The sequence below is a fragment of the Ciceribacter sp. RN22 genome (assembly GCF_024054295.1).
In the GTDB taxonomy this organism is placed as follows: Bacteria; Pseudomonadota; Alphaproteobacteria; order Rhizobiales; family Rhizobiaceae; genus Allorhizobium; species Allorhizobium lividum.
This window is the reverse complement of the sequence record NZ_JAMXLD010000002.1, coordinates 1,138,065-1,155,296: the sequence shown is the minus strand read 5'-3', so window position 1 is coordinate 1,155,296 and position 17,232 is coordinate 1,138,065. Positions and strand designations below refer to the sequence as shown.

General features: G+C 60.2%; 18 protein-coding genes. 11 read left to right on the top strand and 7 right to left on the bottom strand.

Annotated features, from left to right (window positions below; genetic code table 11):
• The first annotated feature begins 55 nt into the window (after positions 1 to 55).
• The 4 genes from NHF53_RS20430 to NHF53_RS20415 all read left to right on the top strand — a co-directional run bounded on the left by NHF53_RS20430 (position 56) and on the right by NHF53_RS20415 (position 2,546).
• Positions 56 to 562, top strand: a complete 507-nt coding sequence (locus tag NHF53_RS20430) for a prolyl-tRNA synthetase associated domain-containing protein (RefSeq protein WP_112690640.1) — start codon at positions 56 to 58, stop codon at positions 560 to 562.
• A 59-nt stretch (positions 563 to 621) separates the two neighbouring features.
• Positions 622 to 1,578, top strand: coding sequence for a thioredoxin (gene trxA / locus NHF53_RS20425; protein ID WP_114362754.1), 957 nt, complete (start codon positions 622 to 624; stop codon positions 1,576 to 1,578).
• Positions 1,579 to 1,669: 91 nt separating this feature from the next.
• Complete coding sequence (locus NHF53_RS20420) at positions 1,670 to 2,347, top strand: LON peptidase substrate-binding domain-containing protein (RefSeq protein WP_252835809.1); 678 nt, start codon at positions 1,670 to 1,672, stop codon at positions 2,345 to 2,347.
• 10 nt (positions 2,348 to 2,357) lie between these two features.
• On the top strand, positions 2,358 to 2,546 hold the full coding sequence (locus tag NHF53_RS20415) for a Trm112 family protein (protein ID WP_252835808.1): 189 nt from the start codon (positions 2,358 to 2,360) through the stop codon (positions 2,544 to 2,546).
• A gap of 12 nt (positions 2,547 to 2,558) precedes the next feature.
• On the opposite strand, the gene NHF53_RS20410 is transcribed toward NHF53_RS20415, so the two are convergent.
• A complete protein-coding gene (locus NHF53_RS20410; RefSeq protein ID WP_252835807.1) occupies positions 2,559 to 3,776 on the bottom strand; it encodes a ubiquinone biosynthesis hydroxylase in 1,218 nt (405 codons plus the stop codon).
• Between the two features lie 85 nt (positions 3,777 to 3,861).
• On the opposite strand from NHF53_RS20410, the gene tesB reads away from it, so the two are divergent.
• The 6 genes from tesB (at position 3,862) to NHF53_RS20380 (ending at position 11,333) form a co-directional block, all read left to right on the top strand.
• Positions 3,862 to 4,764 (top strand): acyl-CoA thioesterase II, encoded by a 903-nt coding sequence (tesB, locus tag NHF53_RS20405; RefSeq protein ID WP_252835806.1) that lies wholly within the window; start codon positions 3,862 to 3,864, stop codon positions 4,762 to 4,764.
• A gap of 197 nt (positions 4,765 to 4,961) precedes the next feature.
• Positions 4,962 to 5,312, top strand: a complete 351-nt coding sequence (locus tag NHF53_RS20400) for a P-II family nitrogen regulator (RefSeq protein ID WP_162699073.1) — start codon at positions 4,962 to 4,964, stop codon at positions 5,310 to 5,312.
• Positions 5,313 to 5,339: 27 nt separating this feature from the next.
• On the top strand, positions 5,340 to 6,701 hold the full coding sequence (locus NHF53_RS20395; protein ID WP_252835805.1) for an ammonium transporter: 1,362 nt from the start codon (positions 5,340 to 5,342) through the stop codon (positions 6,699 to 6,701).
• A gap of 254 nt (positions 6,702 to 6,955) precedes the next feature.
• The gene (locus NHF53_RS20390; protein ID WP_252835804.1) at positions 6,956 to 9,643 is read left to right on the top strand and encodes a DNA translocase FtsK; all 2,688 of its coding nucleotides are present in this window, start codon (positions 6,956 to 6,958) and stop codon (positions 9,641 to 9,643) included.
• Positions 9,644 to 9,756: 113 nt separating this feature from the next.
• A complete protein-coding gene (locus NHF53_RS20385) occupies positions 9,757 to 10,389 on the top strand; it encodes an outer membrane lipoprotein carrier protein LolA (RefSeq protein ID WP_252835803.1) in 633 nt (210 codons plus the stop codon).
• 140 nt (positions 10,390 to 10,529) lie between these two features.
• Positions 10,530 to 11,333: an exodeoxyribonuclease III gene (locus NHF53_RS20380; protein WP_252835802.1), complete on the top strand. Its 804-nt coding sequence runs from the start codon at positions 10,530 to 10,532 to the stop codon at positions 11,331 to 11,333.
• An 8-nt stretch (positions 11,334 to 11,341) separates the two neighbouring features.
• On the opposite strand, the gene NHF53_RS20375 is transcribed toward NHF53_RS20380, so the two are convergent.
• Both NHF53_RS20375 and NHF53_RS20370 read right to left on the bottom strand, forming a co-directional pair.
• Positions 11,342 to 11,797 carry a cyclic nucleotide-binding domain-containing protein gene (locus NHF53_RS20375; protein WP_114362747.1) on the bottom strand — a complete coding sequence of 152 codons (456 nt, stop codon included), beginning with the start codon at positions 11,795 to 11,797 and terminating at the stop codon, positions 11,342 to 11,344.
• A 15-nt stretch (positions 11,798 to 11,812) separates the two neighbouring features.
• Positions 11,813 to 12,496, bottom strand: coding sequence for a response regulator transcription factor (locus NHF53_RS20370; RefSeq protein WP_114362746.1), 684 nt, complete (start codon positions 12,494 to 12,496; stop codon positions 11,813 to 11,815).
• 176 nt (positions 12,497 to 12,672) lie between these two features.
• Between NHF53_RS20370 and NHF53_RS20365 the strand changes: the two genes are divergently transcribed.
• Positions 12,673 to 13,176 (top strand): L,D-transpeptidase, encoded by a 504-nt coding sequence (locus NHF53_RS20365; RefSeq protein WP_252835801.1) that lies wholly within the window; start codon positions 12,673 to 12,675, stop codon positions 13,174 to 13,176.
• A 21-nt stretch (positions 13,177 to 13,197) separates the two neighbouring features.
• Here the strand turns inward: NHF53_RS20365 and NHF53_RS20360 are convergent, their stop codons facing one another.
• From NHF53_RS20360 to NHF53_RS20345, 4 genes are all read right to left on the bottom strand, one after another.
• Entirely contained in the window at positions 13,198 to 13,746 is a 549-nt protein-coding gene (locus NHF53_RS20360) for a histidine phosphatase family protein (RefSeq protein ID WP_252835800.1), read from the bottom strand.
• 118 nt (positions 13,747 to 13,864) lie between these two features.
• A complete protein-coding gene (gene leuC / locus NHF53_RS20355; RefSeq protein WP_252835799.1) occupies positions 13,865 to 15,274 on the bottom strand; it encodes a 3-isopropylmalate dehydratase large subunit in 1,410 nt (469 codons plus the stop codon).
• A gap of 268 nt (positions 15,275 to 15,542) precedes the next feature.
• A complete protein-coding gene (locus NHF53_RS20350; protein WP_252835798.1) occupies positions 15,543 to 16,367 on the bottom strand; it encodes an amino acid ABC transporter permease in 825 nt (274 codons plus the stop codon).
• Positions 16,368 to 16,404: 37 nt separating this feature from the next.
• The gene (locus tag NHF53_RS20345; RefSeq protein WP_252835797.1) at positions 16,405 to 17,199 is read right to left on the bottom strand and encodes a transporter substrate-binding domain-containing protein; all 795 of its coding nucleotides are present in this window, start codon (positions 17,197 to 17,199) and stop codon (positions 16,405 to 16,407) included.
• Between the last annotated feature and the right edge of the window lie 33 nt (positions 17,200 to 17,232).

Here is a 17,232-nt window from a genome sequence, read left to right as displayed (position 1 = left end):
AATCATTCTGCCGGACAACCCGGCCCCCCCCGAACGCTTTTCCCGAGAGACAGTCATGACGAATACCCCAAAAGCCGCCAGTGACCTCTTCCAGCTGCTCGATGAGCTGAAGATCGGCCATAAGACCAAATATCATCCGCCCGTGTTCACGGTCGCGGAATCGGTCGCGCTTCGCGATGAGATTCCCGGCGGCCACACCAAGAACCTCTTCGTCAAGGACAAGAAGGATCGGTATTTTCTTCTGACCGTCGAGGAGAACGCCGTCGTGGACCTGAAGACGGTACACACGATCCTCGGCGCCTCAGGTCGCGTCTCGTTCGGCAGACCGGAAAAGCTCATGGAATACCTCGGCGTCATCCCGGGTGCGGTAACGGTCTTCGGGGCGATCAACGATACCGGCCACAACGTCACGTTCGTGCTCGATTCCGATCTCATGAAAGAAGACATCGTCAACGGTCACCCCCTGTCGAACGACGCTACGACATCGGTGGCTCGTGACGACTTGCTGCGCTTTCTTGAAGCAACCGGACATACACCGCTTGTCTTGAAAGTAACGGCCTGACATACGATCTTAGCGACACACCGAAGGCCCCAGGCGGCCATCAACGGCGGAGTATTCTGATGAGCGACAACAGCAATCCCTATAGCGGTTTTGGTGGCCAGATGACGGGCCATGCTCATTTGGGAGATACCCCGCCACGAAGCCACATCAGGGACACGACGACCGCGGGCTTTGCGAAGGACGTTCTTGACGAATCCCGCAAGCAGCCAGTGCTGGTCGACTTCTGGGCACCGTGGTGCGGGCCCTGCCGTCAACTGGCGCCGGTAATCGAGAAGGTAGTCAACGAATCGAACGGCCGCGTCAAACTGGTAAAGCTCAACATCGACGACCATCCGGCCATTCCCGGGCAGCTCGGCATTCAGTCGATCCCGGCCGTCGTCGCCTTCGTCAACGGTCAACCGGTCGACGGGTTCATGGGCGCCATTCCCGAGAGCCAGGTCCGGCAGTTCATCGACAAGCTGGCCGGCCCTGAAGGCAACACCGGCGAAGCCGAGCTGACGGCAGCGCTCGACGAGGCTGACGGTCTCGTCGCCGCAGGAAACTTCGAAGGCGCCGCACAGCTTTTCGGAGCCGTGATGCAAGCCGATCCCGAAAACGTGCGTGCGATAGCGGGCATCGCGGAATGCATGCTTGGCACCGGTCAGCACGAGCGCGCGTCGCAGCTCGTTGCCAATCTTCCCGAGCCCCTTGCCAAGGCGCCGGAACTGCAGGCTGTGACCAGGAAGCTGGAGCAGATCAGCGAGGCTCGCAAGCTCGGAGATCCGCAAGCGCTCGAGCACGAACTGTCTCTCGACCCGGACAATCACGAAGCCCGCATGAAACTCGCCAAGATTCTGAACGTGCAGGGGCGGCGCGAGGAAGCGGCGGAGCACCTGTTGATGATCATGCGTCGCGACCGGGCTTTCGATGATGATGGCGCCCGTCGCCAGCTCTTGCAGTTCTTTGATGTATGGGGTGCAAAGGACCCGGTGACAGCCATGGCCCGAAGGAAGCTTTCGTCGATCCTCTTTTCCTGACGATCGATCAAGCGCTTCTTGAGTTCGCTTCGGCACGAACCACATATTGAAAGGTACGGGCGGCTTTTCCGCCCGTACCGGGAGTGCATTGATGAAAGTCGGCAATGCGAGATATCTGACGGAAAAGGACTTGCCGGAAGTCCTGCCGGTCTTCCCCTTGAGCGGCGTTTTGTTGCTGCCCGGCGGACAATTGCCCCTCAACATCTTCGAGCCGCGCTACCTTGAGATGTTCGACGATGCGCTGGCGGGTAACCGCTTGATCGGCGTCGTCCAACCAGCATTCCAGGGAACGTTCGCGAGCGAACCCGTGTCGGGACCAGCGCTCTGTCAGGTCGGCTGTATCGGACGAATTACTTCCTTCGGGGAGACGGGCGATGGACGCTACATCACCTCGCTCGGCGGCGTATGTCGCTTCCGGCTGATGGAGGAGATCGCAAGTCATCGTCCCTACCGCAGCTTTCGGATCGCGCCCTTTTTTGCCGACCTTTCCGATGCGGACGAAGAGGCGACGATCGATCGCAACGCACTTCTCGCCGCGTTCCGCGCCTACCTCGAGGCGAACAAACTGGAAGCCGACTGGGAAAGCGTCGAGCGTGCAAGCAACACGACGCTCGTGACCTCCCTGTCGATGATGTCGCCCTTCGGCCCGGCAGAAAAGCAAGCGCTCCTCGAGGCTCCTGACATGCGCAGCCGTGCCGAAACGCTGATTGCGATCACCGAGATTGCTCTTGCGCGCGAGTTTGGCGACCCCGACACGATTCTCCAGTAGGACGACCGGTATGGATAGCCTAACGAGCACAGTCGATCCGAAGCTTCTGGAGCTTCTCGTCTGTCCGCTGACACAGACCCACCTGACCTATGACCGACAGAAAAACGAACTGGTTTCGGAAAAGGCGAAGCTCGCCTATCCGGTTCGCGACGGCGTCGCGATCATGCTCGTATCCGAAGCGCGCAGGCTCGGAGACTGACGACGCGACCGATTAAAGCGACTGGCCCGCCAGAAGTCGTGGTTGCCCGGCGCCCCCTCCGGTTCCGGCCGCTTCACGAATGAAGTACGATTTCAGCCCCGGCAGCCGATCGACAAGGCCCAATCCGAAATCGCGCATGGCTCGAATAGGTGACACGTCGTTCGAGAACAGGCGGTTCAGCACGTCCGTCGTCACACCCATGCGGAAGGTGTCGAAGCGCCGCCACTCCTGGTAACGTTCGAGTACGTTGAGATCGCCGATATCAAGGCCGATACGGTCCGCCTCGACCACTGTCTGGGCAAGCGCCGCCACGTCCTTGAAGCCGAGATTCAGGCCCTGACCCGAGATCGGATGAATGCCATGGGCAGCATCGCCTGCGAGCGCAAGGCGCGGTGCGACGAAGGCACGTGCCAATGTCAGTCCGAGCGGGAAGGCACGTCGGTCGCCCACCGCCCGTATAGAGCCCAGCTTGTAACCGAAACGACGTTCCAGTTCTTCCTCGAACACGAGATCGTCGGCAGAAACAAGCCGGTCGGCCTCTTCCGTGCGCTCCGTCCACACGAGGGACGAGCGATTGCCTTTCAGCGGCAGGATGGCGAAGGGTCCGGCGGGAAGGAAGTGCTCTTCGGCGCAGCCATCATGCGGCCGCTCATGCTCGACGGTCGTAACGATTCCAGACTGGCCGTAGTCCCAGGTGATCGTCTTGATTCCGGCCATGTCTCTCAGTCTTGAGCGCACGCCGTCGCAAGCAACGACGAGTCGGGCGGACAGCACCGTCCCGTCGGAGAGCGTCAATGCCGCGGCAGCCGGACCACTTTCGAATCCGGTGGCGCGCAACCCGTGCCGAATGGCGACGCCAGCCTTGGCGCAGGCGTCCCTCAGTGCACCCACCATGGCCACATTCGGTATCATATAGGCAAACGGTCGCCCTTCCTCGACCGCACCGTCAAACGTGAGGAAAATCGGCCGGACCGGGTCGGACGTCTTCGAATCGGTCACGATCATCCTGGTGATCGGCTGCGCCTCCGGCTCGATACGAGCCCATATCCCGAAAACTTCCAGCATGCGGATGGCCGCCGCAATGATCGCCGAGGCACGGGGGTCCTTCTTCCAGGCGTCTTCCGGAGCGGCCTCGACGACCTCCACGGACAGATGCGGGGCGGCCTGCTTGACCGCCAGCGCCACCGAAAGCCCGACATATCCGCCGCCGACGACCAACATATCCAACATCACGCACTCCATTAGCACTTGTGTGTGGCAAGGCACCTATATAGATCAGCCTTGAACTTCTTCCTACATGCGAGGCCTTCATAACATGTCCCAGCAGAACGAAGAACCCAGTGCGATGGACGGTCTCATCAAGACCCTCGATATCGAGAAGCTGGAGGAGAACCTCTTTCGCGGAAGCAGCCCGCAGAACGGTTGGCAACGCGTCTTCGGTGGGCAGGTCATTGCCCAGGCATTGATGGCGGCGCAGCGCTGCGTCGAGGATGACCGTCTCGTCCATTCCCTCCACGCCTATTTCATGCGTCCCGGGGACCCATCCGTGCCGATCATTTATCAGGTCGAGCGCATTCGTGACGGCGCAAGCTTCACAACCCGCCGCGTTGTCGCAATCCAGCACGGCAAAGCGATCTTCTCGATGTCGGCCTCCTTCCAGCTGGAGGAACCCGGTTTCGACCACCAGGTGGTGATGCCAGAAGTTCCTCCACCGGAACAACTGATCGGCGAAAAGGAGTTCAAGGAAATCTTCCTCGCGGATGCGCCCGAGAACGTGCGGCGGTATTGGGGGCGTAACCGTCCGATCGAGATCAGACCGGTTTCGCTCATCCACTATGTCTCCAAGGAAAAGCTGGAACCAACCGCACACATCTGGGTTCGTGCAGTGGGAGCGGTGCCCGACGATCATCGTTACCAGGCGGCCATCCTCGCCTATCTTTCCGATATGACGTTGCTGGATACCTCGCTCTACGCGCACGGCACGTCAATTTTTGATCCCAACCTCCAGGTTGCGAGCCTCGACCACGCCATGTGGTTTCATCGTCCCTGCGACCTCGGAGACTGGATGCTTTACACGCAGGACAGCCCCAGTGCTTCGGGCGCAAGAGGCATGACACGCGGGAGCCTCTATTCGCGGTCTGGTCAGCTGATCGCCTCGGTTGCGCAAGAGGGTCTGATCCGCAATCGTGCAAATGATGAAAACGAAGGCAAAAAATAGAATCTGCCTATATTTTTATCAGATGAATATCCTTTTCGTGCCGCTTTATTGAACGGGCACACTATAGCCTTTACATTTCAATAACTTATATGGCACCCAGAATCTGGCACGCCCTTTGAATGTCTCACGCTGGTCGCTGATCAAATCACGTCGCCAGCGGCAAGGAGAGTCGGCTCCGAGCCGAGGACAAACAAAGGATGGGACGCCAGATGAAAATTGTAATGGCCATTATCAAGCCGTTCAAACTGGACGAGGTGCGCGAAGCCCTCACAGCCGTCGGCATACAAGGCCTCACCGTAACCGAGGTGAAGGGTTACGGCCGCCAGAAGGGCCACACCGAAATCTACCGCGGCACAGAGTATGCCGTCAGCTTTCTGCCCAAGCTCAAGATCGAAATCGCCGTAGCGTCGGAGCTCGCGGACAAGGCAGTCGAGGCTATCGCGTCCGCTGCCAAGACGGGTCAGATCGGGGATGGCAAGATCTTCGTATACTCGATCGACCAGGCCGTGCGCATTCGTACCGGCGAAACCAATTCCGAAGCCCTGTAAAAAATGGCCGCTAGGGGAGTCTTTCTGATGTCATTTGCCAAATTTTCTTCCACTTGCGCCCGTATCGGCGCCGCTTCGGCCGCCCTGCTGGCGCCGGTCGTGGCCTTCGCGCAGGAGGCTGCGCCTGCGGTCGCCGAAGCCGCCGCTGCAGCGCCCGTTCCGAACAAGGGCGACACGACCTTCATGTTCCTCAGCACCATCCTCGTGCTGTTCATGACCATCCCGGGTCTCGCTCTCTTCTATGGCGGCCTTGTTCGCACCAAGAACATGCTGTCGGTCCTTATGCAGACGACGGTTATCGCCTGCACCGTGATGATCATCTGGGTCGTCTATGGCTACTCGTTCGCATTCGGCGGCGGCACAAATCCGTTCTTCGGCGGCACCGCCAAGATGTTCCTGGCCGGTATCACACCGGACAGCACGGCTGCGACCTTCTCTGATGCCGTCATTCCGGAATACATCTTCATGCTGTTCCAGATGACCTTCGCAGCCATCACACCCGGCCTGATCATCGGCGCTTACGCTGAGCGCATCAAGTTCGGCGCTTCGGTTCTGTTCTGCGCACTTTGGGTTACTTTCGTCTACTTCCCGGTCGCTCACATGGTCTGGGACGCCAACGGCCTTCTCTTCGGCTGGGGCGCTCTCGACTTCGCTGGCGGCACGGTCGTTCACATCAACGCCGGTATTGCAGGCCTGATTGGTGCGATCATGGTTGGCAAGCGCATTGGCTTCGGCAAAGACATGATGGCTCCGCATTCGCTGACGCTTTCCATGGTTGGCGCTGCCATGCTGTGGTTCGGCTGGTTCGGCTTCAACGCCGGTTCCAACCTCGAAGCTTCTGGCGGCGCAATGCTCGCAACCGTCAACACCTTCGTTGCCACCGCCGCAGCAACCCTCTCCTGGTCGCTGGTTGAAAAGATCGTCCGCGGCAAGGCTTCCGTCCTCGGCGCGATCTCCGGCATGGTTGCTGGTCTCGTTGCCGTTACGCCGGCTGCAGGTATTGCCGGTCCGATGGGCTCCATCATTCTCGGCTTGCTCGTTTCCCCGCTTTGCTTCTTCTTCGTCTCTGTTGTGAAGAACAAGTTCGGCTACGACGATACGGCTGACGTCTTCGGCGTTCACGGAATCGGTGGCATGTTCGGCGCTATCGGCACCGGCGTACTGGCTTCTGCAAGCCTCGGCGGCATCGGCTATGCTGAAGGCGTCACCATGGGCGCTCAGGTCATCGTTCAGATCAAGGCTGTTCTCGTCACCATCGCATGGACCGGTATCGGCTCGATCATCCTCTACAAGATCACCGACCTGATCATCGGCCTGCGTGTTGCTCCGGAAGCAGAGCGCGAAGGTCTCGACCTCGCCTCGCACGGCGAAGCCGCGTACCACAGCTGAGCCCAAAGCCACGCCGGTCCCAAGCCGGCGTGGACCCCACCCAAACGGTCGCGCCCGCGGCCGTCGAAGCCCAGGCACCAAGCCTGGGCTTTTCTTTTTTGTCACCTCTCCTCTGCCCGGCGGCGGCCAGTGCCTGCGGATGGTTAATAGGCCATTAACTGTACCTCGCTTACTGTGCGGCGAAGGGCGAGAGGGCCAGAAAGCCATCGTTCGCAGCGCATGTGTGAACGATTCTCGAAACGGGCAGGCAGGACATGAACAGAGGTAACTCGGTGATGATGGGAGACCATGGCGATCGTTCCGCCTTGACGGCGTTCCTTCTCCGGCAGCTTCTCACACTGGCCGGTTTCGCGCTTTTTGTGCTGCTGATGCTCGCGGTCGCGGCATTGGCGACGTGGAACGTCTCGGACCCGAGCTTCTCCTACGCAACGGCCAACGAACCGACGAACATTCTCGGCCGCGGCGGTGCCGCCTTCGCGGACCTCATGTTGCAGTTTCTGGGGCTGGCGAGCGTTATTGCATTGCTTCCCGTGCTTGCCTGGTCGCTGGCACTCATCACCAGCCGCCCACTCCATCGTTTCCCTGCCCGTCTTGGCGCCTGGGCGATCGGTTCACTTCTCTCGTCGGCCGTCATTGGCTGCTTCCCGCCGCCACTGACATGGCCGATCCCCAACGGAATCGGCGGCGTCCTCGGCGACGCCATCCTTCGCTTTCCCGGGCTTTTTATCGGCAGCTATCCCACCGGGACGGCCTCCATGATCGTCAGCGCAATATTGGCCGTTCCTGCAGCCTGGTCACTGCTCTTCGCCGCGGGTCTGGTTGGTAGAACCATCGAAGACGAACAGGAGATCGCCCCGGCCAGGGTACCTGCAAAGTCCACGCGGATCGAACCGGCATTCGAGGACGAGACTGATGAGGATGACGGGGGCTGGCTGGCCCTCGGAGCGATTGCCCACAGCTGGTATACGGCCCGCGCCCGCGTGCGACGCCTCCTGGGTCTCAAGCCGTCCGAGCACAACCGCAATCGCTTCGATCAACCCTACGACTTCAACGAGGATGAATTCGGCCCGCTGACCGAACCGACACGGGCAAAGGGCGGCGCCGGAATCCGCAGGGAACCGTCGATGGACACGACGTCGCCAGCTGGTCTTGGGCGGCAACGATCCGTCGTCGCACCGCCTCCGATGATGGGCGATCACTCCGATCTTGGCCTCGATGACGATCCGCCGTTCGATCTGGACGACGCCCGTCCTGCAGGTGTCCTGCCGGATGATGACGGTGACGACTGGATCAAGGCGCCTTCCGGCGATATGAGGTCCCCTTCCAGCGGGCGGGTCTCCCCGCGTATTGCCGCACCTCCCGCGCGTCCGAAGCCCGGCGCACGCGTCGAGAGAGAAGCACAGGCCTCTTTCATTCGCCCCGAAGGCTTCCAGCTCCCGTCCGTGCATCTTCTCGCGGAGCCGAAGAACGTCGGCCGCGCAGCGATGCTATCGGCCGACGCACTGGAACAGAATGCCCGCATGCTGGAAGGCGTCCTGGAGGACTTTGGCATCAGGGGCGAAATCATCCACGTCAGACCGGGGCCTGTCGTTACCCTGTATGAGCTGGAACCCGCCCCCGGCATCAAGTCTTCGCGTGTGATCGGCCTTGCCGACGACATCGCCCGCTCGATGAGCGCTATCGCGGCTCGTGTTGCCGTTGTTCCAGGCCGCAACGCCATCGGCATCGAACTGCCGAACCAGACACGCGAAACGGTCTATCTGCGCGAACTTATCGCCAGTCATGATTTCGAGGCCAGCAAGGCGAAGCTGGCAATGACCCTTGGCAAGACCATCGGTGGCGAGCCGGTGATCGCAGACCTTGCCAAGATGCCGCACCTTCTGGTGGCCGGAACGACCGGCTCCGGCAAGTCTGTGGCCATCAATACGATGATCCTGTCGCTGCTCTACCGGCTTCCGCCGGAGAAGTGCCGCCTGATCATGATCGACCCGAAAATGCTGGAGCTTTCCGTCTACGACGGAATTCCTCATCTGCTGTCGCCGGTCGTCACCGATCCCAAGAAGGCGGTCGTGGCTCTGAAATGGACCGTCCGGGAGATGGAAGAGCGGTACAAGAAGATGTCGAAAATCGGCGTGCGCAACATCGACGGCTTCAATAGCCGCGTCGAACAGGCGCTCGCCAAGGGCGAGATCCTGACGCGCACCGTACAGACCGGCTTCGACCGGCAGACGGGCGAGGCGATCTACGAAACGGAAGAGTTCGATCTTCAGCCGATCCCCTACATCGTCGTCATCATCGACGAGATGGCAGACCTCATGATGGTCGCCGGCAAGGACATCGAAGGGGCGGTCCAGCGGCTAGCCCAGATGGCGCGAGCGGCCGGTATTCATGTCATCATGGCGACGCAGCGCCCGTCTGTCGACGTCATTACCGGTACAATCAAGGCGAACTTCCCGACACGTATCTCGTTCCAGGTGACCTCGAAGATCGACAGCCGCACCATTCTCGGTGAACAGGGAGCGGAGCAACTGCTCGGCATGGGCGACATGCTCTACATGGCCGGTGGCGGACGGATCCAGCGTGTTCATGGCCCCTTCGTCTCCGATAACGAAGTCGAGGAGATCGTCGCTTACCTGAAGACGCAGGGCGCGCCGCAGTATCTCGACGCGATCACCGCCGACGAGGAGGATGAGGACGATGCCGGACATGGCGGAGCCTCCAACCTTGCCGACTCCGACGATCCCTATGACCAAGCTGTGGCGATCGTGCTCCGCGACGGAAAAGCGTCGACATCGTATATCCAGCGACGCCTCGGGATCGGTTACAACCGTGCAGCGTCGCTGATCGAGCGCATGGAGCAGGAAGGCATCATCGGACCTGCGAACCACGCCGGAAAACGCGAAATTCTCGTGCCTACGGAGGCCGACATCATCGAGCGCTAGTGGCGGCCTTTGCCGCCCGACGCCGGCGTCCGAAACCATCCGCCGGCTCGACCGGTATCGTCATGATGGCGCCGCGTTTCTCGGCCATGCAGGGACAAATCAAGGAGTATCCAATGATTCACGTGAAAACCGAGCGCAGGGCGTTTCTCGCCGGCGCAGCCGCGCTGCTCACGGCTGCCGCCCTGCCCCTGCCCGCTCTTGCCGTTACCAACGCCTCGGACGCCGCACAAAAGATCGCCGACCATTTTTCATCGGTTAAGACAATGATGGGCGAGTTCGTGCAGTTCGGCCCGCGCGGCGAACAGACGGGCGGAAAATTCTTCATTGAGCGCCCGGGAAAGCTGCGCTTCAACTACGAGAAGCCTTCGCCGATGCGGGTGATCTCGGATGGCAAAAACGTCGTCATCGGCAACACCAAGCTGAAGACCTGGGATCTCTACCCCTTGTCGAAGACGCCGCTCAGCCTGCTCCTGTCCAACAGGATCGATCTCGGGCACCAGATGGTCCGCGACGTCAAGGAAGAATCAGATCTGACCACGATCGTCCTCGGCGACAGGACGGTGTTCGGCGACTCGACCATAACCCTCATGTTCGATCCAAAGACCTTCGACCTGCGTCAGTGGACGATCACGGATGCTCAGGCGAAGGATACCACCGTGATGATCTTCAATGTGAAGACCGGGACGGCATTCGATCCAAGCGTCTTTGAAATTCCCTACAGCGACGTTCACAGCCAGAAACGCTGACATCACCGGATTGTCTGTGGAGAAGAGCGGTGGTGCCCGCTGGCGCCTCCGGCTTTCGGCTATTCACGACGGATAGAACGTCCTAGTTCTTCATCCAGGTTCGTTGGGCGCTTACCGTCCCCGAGAAGGAGAAAATCGCCGTGGCTCTTTCGATCACCACGTGGAACATCAACTCGGTGCGGCTGCGGTTGCCGATTGTCGTGCAATTCCTCGAGCAGTTCACACCCGACATCCTGTGCCTCCAGGAAATCAAATGTCAAAACGAGGAGTTCCCGGCAGACGCACTGCGGGAGCTTGGATACGGCAACATCATCCTCCACGGCCAAAAGGGCTATCACGGCGTCGCCATCGTTTCGAAACTGCCGCTCAGCGAGGATCATCGCCAAGACTATTGTGGAATGGGCGACGCTCGCCACATCTCGGCGATTTTCGAATGGGCTGGCAGACGTATCCGGCTGCACAATTTCTATGTCCCGGCGGGAGGCGACGAACCGGATCCGACTGCCAATCCCAAGTTTGCGCACAAGTTGAGTTTCGTCGACGAGATGAAAGCCTTGCGAGCCAATGCGGAGCCTGGCGTTTCATCGATCCTGGTCGGAGATCTCAACATCGCGCCATTCGAGAACGACGTCTGGTCTCATAAACAAATGCTGAAGATCGTCAGCCATACACCGGTCGAGACGGAAGGGCTTCTGGAAGTCATCAGTCGCGGAGGATGGCTCGATCTGATGCGTCAGGCCATAGATCCCTCCCAGAAGCTCTATACGTGGTGGAGCTATCGGGCGAAAGACTGGGCGGCGGCCGACCGCGGGCGCCGACTGGATCATATCTGGTCATCTCCCGACCTCGGAGAGTACCTCGACAGGATCGAGGTCCTGAAAGAGGCCCGCGGATGGGAAAGGCCGTCCGATCATGTTCCCGTGACGGCTCATTTTTCGGCCTGAGGAACTTTCTATTCGAAGCGTGGCGCTATTGCAGCGCTTCCCTCGACCAGCGACCGCAGCGACCGCCGGATACGCTCCTGCACGACTACGGCCATCGCGGGATACTCTTCGAGCAAGCGATGGAACATGGCTCGGGTGATTCTGATCACCTCGCAATCGTCCAGCGCAATCGCCGTGTACTTCCGCTCGACCATGGTCACGAGTGCCAGTTCCGAGAGCATGGTTCCCCTCTCGGCCACCGCCTCGACCTTCGGCTTCCCACCTCGCCCGAAAGTAGACAACTCCAATCGCCCTCTCGAGACAACGTAAGCGCACTCGGCCGGAGACCTTTCGCGGAACAAGGCCTGTCCCGCTGCGACCGTGCGGTGCTCGGCACCGAAGGCGATCAGCCGCAGTTGGTCCTTGTCCAGCCCCTCAAACAAGGGCACATATGAGAGCAGTTCGATGTCGTCGCTCAGCGCCATTGCGGCCTTTCCGAATCAAGGGACGATCTTGTAGCCGCCGTTCTCCGTCACCAGGATCTCGGCATTCGAAGGATCGTGCTCAATCTTCTGTCGCAGTCGGTAAACGTGGGTTTCAAGCGTATGAGTGGTTACGCCGGAGTTGTAGCCCCAAACCTCTTCCAGAAGCACGTCACGAGTGACCACCTTCTGGCCCGCCCGGTAGAGATAACGGATGATCGCCGCTTCCTTTTCGGTCAAGCGGATTTTCTTGCCGTCCTCCGTGGTCAACAGCTTCTGGCTCGGTTTGAACAAATAGGGGCCGACGGTGAAGGTGGCGTCTTCGCTGTGCTCATGCTGACGAAGCTGGGCACGGATGCGCGCAAGCAGTACGGCAAAACGGAACGGCTTCGTCACATAATCGTTGGCACCAGCCTCCAGGCCCAGAATTGTGTCCGAATCGGTATCATGCCCGGTAAGCATGATGACCGGCGCCTTGAATCCGTTCTTGCGCAGCAATTTCACTGCCTCTCGCCCGTCCATGTCGGGAAGTCCGACATCCATGATGAGAAGATCGACCTGTGCGCTGCGGGCCGTCTGGATGCCTTTGGCGGCAGTCTCCTCCTGAAGAAGAGAAAATTCTTCATACAGCGACAATTGCTCGATGAGCGTCTGCCGCAGGTCTTCATCGTCGTCCACAAGAAGAATTGTCCGCGCCGTCATGATCTCGCCTCTTGTCGTTGCGCCCGCTTTCCGGACCGGATCGAAAATCCGGGTTTCGGCAGCACCAAACGCTTTGTTATCGTTTCCGCTGCTATGAATACAACGAGTCACAGGCAAGGCAAAATCTCGTGAAGTCGCCCCTTCGGAAGCAGTCTGCCGGCCGGGGTCAACCGGTCGTGCTTCGCACCGCACCCGGTGATCGCTCGCGGGCCGTCCTGCAGTTCGGTGTCCTTCGGTTGCCCGCGGCCTTGGGTCGCGCCGGCACGGTTCTCTGCAAGAAGGAAGGTGATGGAGGGTCTCCCCGCGCGGCGATGCGGCTGCTGGGTGGTTACATCCGGGGCGATCGTATCAGGAATCTCGTCACGCCGTTACCAATGACGCGGACGAAAGCGGGCATGCTGTGGTGCGACGAGCCGGGACACCCCGCCTATAACCGTCCGGTTTCCGCGCCCTTTGCAGCCAGCCATGAACGGCTGATGCGCGACGATTCGCTCTACGACATATGCCTGATCATGGACTGGAACGTCACTTCACGTCGACGAGGCAGGGGATCGGCAATCTTCTTCCACCTGGCGCGCCCGGGTTACACGCCGACCGAGGGCTGTATCGCGATCGCCCGAAGAGACATGCTGTGCCTCATCCGCCACTTCCGTTGCGGCACACGTATTCACATTCTGTGAACCTTCACGCAGCAGGACATCTCAGGCGAGCGACCGCGGTACAACGAACCGCTCCAGATATCCGCGCCCCTCGCCGACTTGGTTCCAATCCTCGGCATCGAAAAGGATGCATGCGAGCGCTCCCGTTGGGAACTTGTCACGCAGGCGCGCTAGAGCATCCCCTTCGCCGTTGCTTGCGAGCCGAAGCGCAATATCCTGGAGACCAGGATTGTGGGCCAGCACCAGTACGTCCCGGTATTTGGGGTGGAGGTCTCTCAAGAGAGCGAGAATGCGCTCCGCAGGCGCCTCGTACAACGTCTCGAGAATGCGTATCTCGGTTGTCTTTGTCAGCCGACTCTCGATGAAAGCCCATGTCTCCCGCGTGCGCCGAGCGCCGGAGACGAGCACGACGTCTGGCCTCAAACGTTTCTTCACCATGTAATCCGCGACGAGCAAGGCTGCCTTTCTGCCACGCTTTGCCAATGGGCGCTCATGATCCTCGGCATCGTCAGGCCAGTCCGACTTGGCGTGGCGCAACAGCAAGAGCCGACGCCGTGTATTCGCCGCGTATTTGCCGTTGTGATCACCCATCGCCGCTGCTCCATTCCATCATGGCCGACGGCGCAGCATGCCACAGGAGTCAAAGGTTGCGAAAAGCAAAATGCCGCCCCGTTCGGAGCGGCATCCCGAAACACGTGCAACGGCGTCTTTATTTCCAGTCGCGAACGTCGACGAAATGACCGGCGATGGCCGCGGCCGCAGCCATGGCCGGAGAGACGAGATGCGTCCGGCCCTTATACCCCTGACGACCCTCGAAATTGCGGTTCGAGGTCGAGGCGCAACGTTCGCCCGGCTTCAGACGGTCATCGTTCATAGCAAGGCACATGGAACAACCCGGCTCGCGCCATTCGAAGCCGGCATCCTTGAAGATCTTGTCCAGACCCTCTGCCTCAGCCTGTTCCTTAACGAGCCCGGAGCCCGGCACCACCATCGCGGAAACCGACGAAGCGACCTTCTTGCCTTCCACGACCTTCGCGGCCGCCCGCAAGTCCTCGATGCGGCCATTGGTGCACGAGCCGATGAACACGCGGTCGATGGCGATGTCGGTCATCTTGGTGCCCGGCTTCAGGCCCATGTAGTCCAGCGCCCGCCACTTCGAGACGCGCTTGTTTTCGTCGGCGATCTCGTCCGGGTTCGGCACGACGCCCTCGATCGACACGACGTCTTCCGGCGAGGAGCCCCAGGAGACGATCGGCGGCAGGTTGGCGGCGTCGAGCACGACGACCTTGTCGAAATGCGCGCCCTCGTCGGTGTGCAGCGTCTTCCAGTAGGCAACCGCCTGGTCCCAGGCCTCGCCCTTCGGCGCGCGCGGCTTGTCCTTGATATATTCGAAGGTCTTTTCGTCCGGGGCGATGAGGCCGGCACGCGCGCCGCCCTCGATCGTCATGTTGCACACGGTCATGCGGCCTTCCATCGACAGGTCCCGGATGGCCTCACCGGCGAACTCGATGACATGACCCGTTCCGCCGGCCGTGCCGATCTCGCCGATGATGGCGAGGATGATGTCTTTGGCGGTGACGCCTTCCGGCAACTTGCCGTCGACGCGCACCAGCATGTTCTTCGCCTTTTTCTGGATCAGCGTCTGGGTTGCCAGCACATGCTCGACCTCGGACGTGCCGATACCGTGCGCAAGCGAACCAAAGGCGCCGTGCGTCGATGTGTGGCTGTCACCGCAAACGATCGTCATCCCGGGCAGAGTGAAACCCTGTTCTGGTCCGACGATGTGGACGATACCCTGGCGCTTGTCTTTCTCGGAATAGTACTCGACGCCGAAATCGGCAGCGTTCTTGGCAAGCGCCTCGACCTGGATCCGGCTCTCTTCGTTCTTGATCCCCTCAGCGCGATCGGGGGTCGTCGGCACGTTATGGTCAACGACTGCAAGCGTCTTCTGCGGCGCATGCACGGCACGGCCGGCCATGCGGAGACCTTCGAAGGCCTGTGGGCTCGTAACCTCGTGGACCAGATGGCGATCGATGTAGATCAGACAGGTGCCATCGTCCTGCTGGTCGACCAGATGGTCGTCCCAGATCTTGTCGTAAAGGGTGCGGGGTGCGCTCATGATATCAGCTTCCGTGAGTGAATGGAACGGGATCTTGGCGGGCGGAAATCGCCTGCGGCTCGAAAGGTCGGCCGATCAGGATAGGCGGCAGTTGAGCGCCCCGGAGACGCGCGCAAAAAAACGTGCCGGCAGCCGCTTGCGGTCCTGCAGCACGAAAATATGAGGCGCGAGACATCCGAACTTAGATTCCATGGCCGGGCTCATACCAGATTTCGCGAAAACCGGCAATCAAATTGGTTCCGGCACGCGCGCCCTATCGACGAACTGATCAACGCGCCGAATACCTCTTCCGCATCCTTCCTTCAAAACTGCGAAGGAGAAGGGACAGTCCGACTGTCAGCAACAGATAGATATAAGCGACGATCGAATAGGTTTCGAAGAAGCGAAAGGAGCCGGATGCGTACACTTTACCCATCTGAGTAATGTCGGCAACGCCGAGGACGGAGACCAGCGACGAATCCTTGACCATTGCGACGAAGTCGTTCGACAGCGGCGGAAAGACCACGCGGATCGCCTGGGGAAAGACCACCAGGCGAAAGCGCTGGTAACGACTGAGACCGAGCGCCATCGCCGCCTCTATCTGTCCCTTTTCGATCGACTGGAATCCGGCACGGAAGATCTCCGCTATGAAGGCAGAATAGCCGATAGACAGTGCGATGATCGCCCGCCACATCAGCGAAACGTCCCGCACGACCAGCGGTTCGATGAACCCCGCTGCAGCAAGCGGTGACGTCATCAAGTTGTAGAGCGCGACAAACCCGGGTGCGCCCACAAAGGCAATGTAGAACAGCAGCACCAGGATAGGAACGCCACGGATGACTTCGACATAGAAACGTGCGATCTGGCGCAGGATGCGGCTCTGTGCCATGCCGAGCAGGGCGATCATGAGCCCCAACACGATGGCCAGCGCGAAGCCGACAAGCGTGACGAAGATCGTCACGCCGAGTCCGGCCGCGACGGTTCTGAAGACCTGCGTGTAAAGCTCGTTGACGACGATGATCGTGGCGATGGCAATGGCCGCCGTGACAAAGGCGACCAACCACCACGGCCGATCGCCTTTGTCACTCGTACCGGGTAGAGTCTGAAAGCCCATCAGAAGAGCGCCCCACCCAAGAGACAACGGGGCGTGGTCATTCGCCCATCTTGTAGTCGAGGAACCATTTCTTGTTCAGCGTTTCGAACGTGCCATCTGCCTTCAAGGCGGCAATGGCCGCATTGACCGGGACGACGAGGTCGGACCCTTTGGGGAAGATGAAGCCGAAGTCCTCTGTACCGAGCGGCTCTCCAACAATCTTCAGACTGCCGTTCGAGGCGGCGACGTAACCTTCACCCGCGGTGCTATCGGTCAGGACAAGGTCGACGTCACCGGCCTTTAGTGCCTGAACGGTTGCGCCGAACGTCTCGAACAGCTTGATCCGCGGGTTCTGTTCGTTGCCGTCGAGAATCTCATAAACCGCCGTGTAGAACGGGCTGGTACCGGGCTGCGCACCGACGAGGCCGCTTTCGAGCGCTGCAAAACTCTTTGCGTCGCTGAACCTCGCCTCGTCTCCTCGTACCAGCATAAGCTGCTGCGAACGCATGTAAGGGTTCGAAAAATCGACCTTCTCCTTGCGGTCGTCCTTGATGGTGATGCCGGTCATGCCGATCTGGTATTGTCCGTCCGAAACGGCCTGTATCATCGCGTCCCAGGAGGTGTTCTGGTACTCGATTTTGAAATTCAGCCGCTTGGCGATCTCGTTCATCGCATCGTATTCCCAGCCGATCGCCTCCCCACTCTTGGGATCGACAAACTGCAGCGGGGGATAGGCATTCTCCGTCACAACCACAACGGTCTTGCCGCCGAGATCCGGCAAGTCGGCAGAGAAAGAGAAGGGCGCGAGGACAAGAAGGGACAGACCGGCAAGGACGGCGCGGCGAAGGAACATTGTGGTCTCCTGAATTGTGGCAACGGCAGAGTG

What these genes read in the sequence shown, in the direction of transcription:
- NHF53_RS20420 (WP_252835809.1), top strand. Translation starts at nt 1,670, where the DNA reads ATGAAAGTCGGCAATGCGAGATATCTGACGGAAAAGGACTTGCCGGAA.
- NHF53_RS20410 (WP_252835807.1), bottom strand. Translation starts at nt 3,776, where the DNA reads ATGTTGGATATGTTGGTCGTCGGCGGCGGATATGTCGGGCTTTCGGTG.
- tesB (WP_252835806.1), top strand. Translation starts at nt 3,862, where the DNA reads ATGTCCCAGCAGAACGAAGAACCCAGTGCGATGGACGGTCTCATCAAG.
- NHF53_RS20360 (WP_252835800.1), bottom strand. Translation starts at nt 13,746, where the DNA reads ATGGGTGATCACAACGGCAAATACGCGGCGAATACACGGCGTCGGCTC.
- NHF53_RS20375 (WP_114362747.1), bottom strand. Translation starts at nt 11,797, where the DNA reads ATGGCGCTGAGCGACGACATCGAACTGCTCTCATATGTGCCCTTGTTT.
- NHF53_RS20350 (WP_252835798.1), bottom strand. Translation starts at nt 16,367, where the DNA reads ATGGGCTTTCAGACTCTACCCGGTACGAGTGACAAAGGCGATCGGCCG.
- NHF53_RS20415 (WP_252835808.1), top strand. Translation starts at nt 2,358, where the DNA reads ATGGATAGCCTAACGAGCACAGTCGATCCGAAGCTTCTGGAGCTTCTC.
- NHF53_RS20400 (WP_162699073.1), top strand. Translation starts at nt 4,962, where the DNA reads ATGGGACGCCAGATGAAAATTGTAATGGCCATTATCAAGCCGTTCAAA.
- NHF53_RS20395 (WP_252835805.1), top strand. Translation starts at nt 5,340, where the DNA reads ATGTCATTTGCCAAATTTTCTTCCACTTGCGCCCGTATCGGCGCCGCT.
- NHF53_RS20385 (WP_252835803.1), top strand. Translation starts at nt 9,757, where the DNA reads ATGATTCACGTGAAAACCGAGCGCAGGGCGTTTCTCGCCGGCGCAGCC.
- NHF53_RS20370 (WP_114362746.1), bottom strand. Translation starts at nt 12,496, where the DNA reads ATGACGGCGCGGACAATTCTTCTTGTGGACGACGATGAAGACCTGCGG.
- NHF53_RS20430 (WP_112690640.1), top strand. Translation starts at nt 56, where the DNA reads ATGACGAATACCCCAAAAGCCGCCAGTGACCTCTTCCAGCTGCTCGAT.
- leuC (WP_252835799.1), bottom strand. Translation starts at nt 15,274, where the DNA reads ATGAGCGCACCCCGCACCCTTTACGACAAGATCTGGGACGACCATCTG.
- trxA (WP_114362754.1), top strand. Translation starts at nt 622, where the DNA reads ATGAGCGACAACAGCAATCCCTATAGCGGTTTTGGTGGCCAGATGACG.
- NHF53_RS20345 (WP_252835797.1), bottom strand. Translation starts at nt 17,199, where the DNA reads ATGTTCCTTCGCCGCGCCGTCCTTGCCGGTCTGTCCCTTCTTGTCCTC.
- NHF53_RS20390 (WP_252835804.1), top strand. Translation starts at nt 6,956, where the DNA reads ATGAACAGAGGTAACTCGGTGATGATGGGAGACCATGGCGATCGTTCC.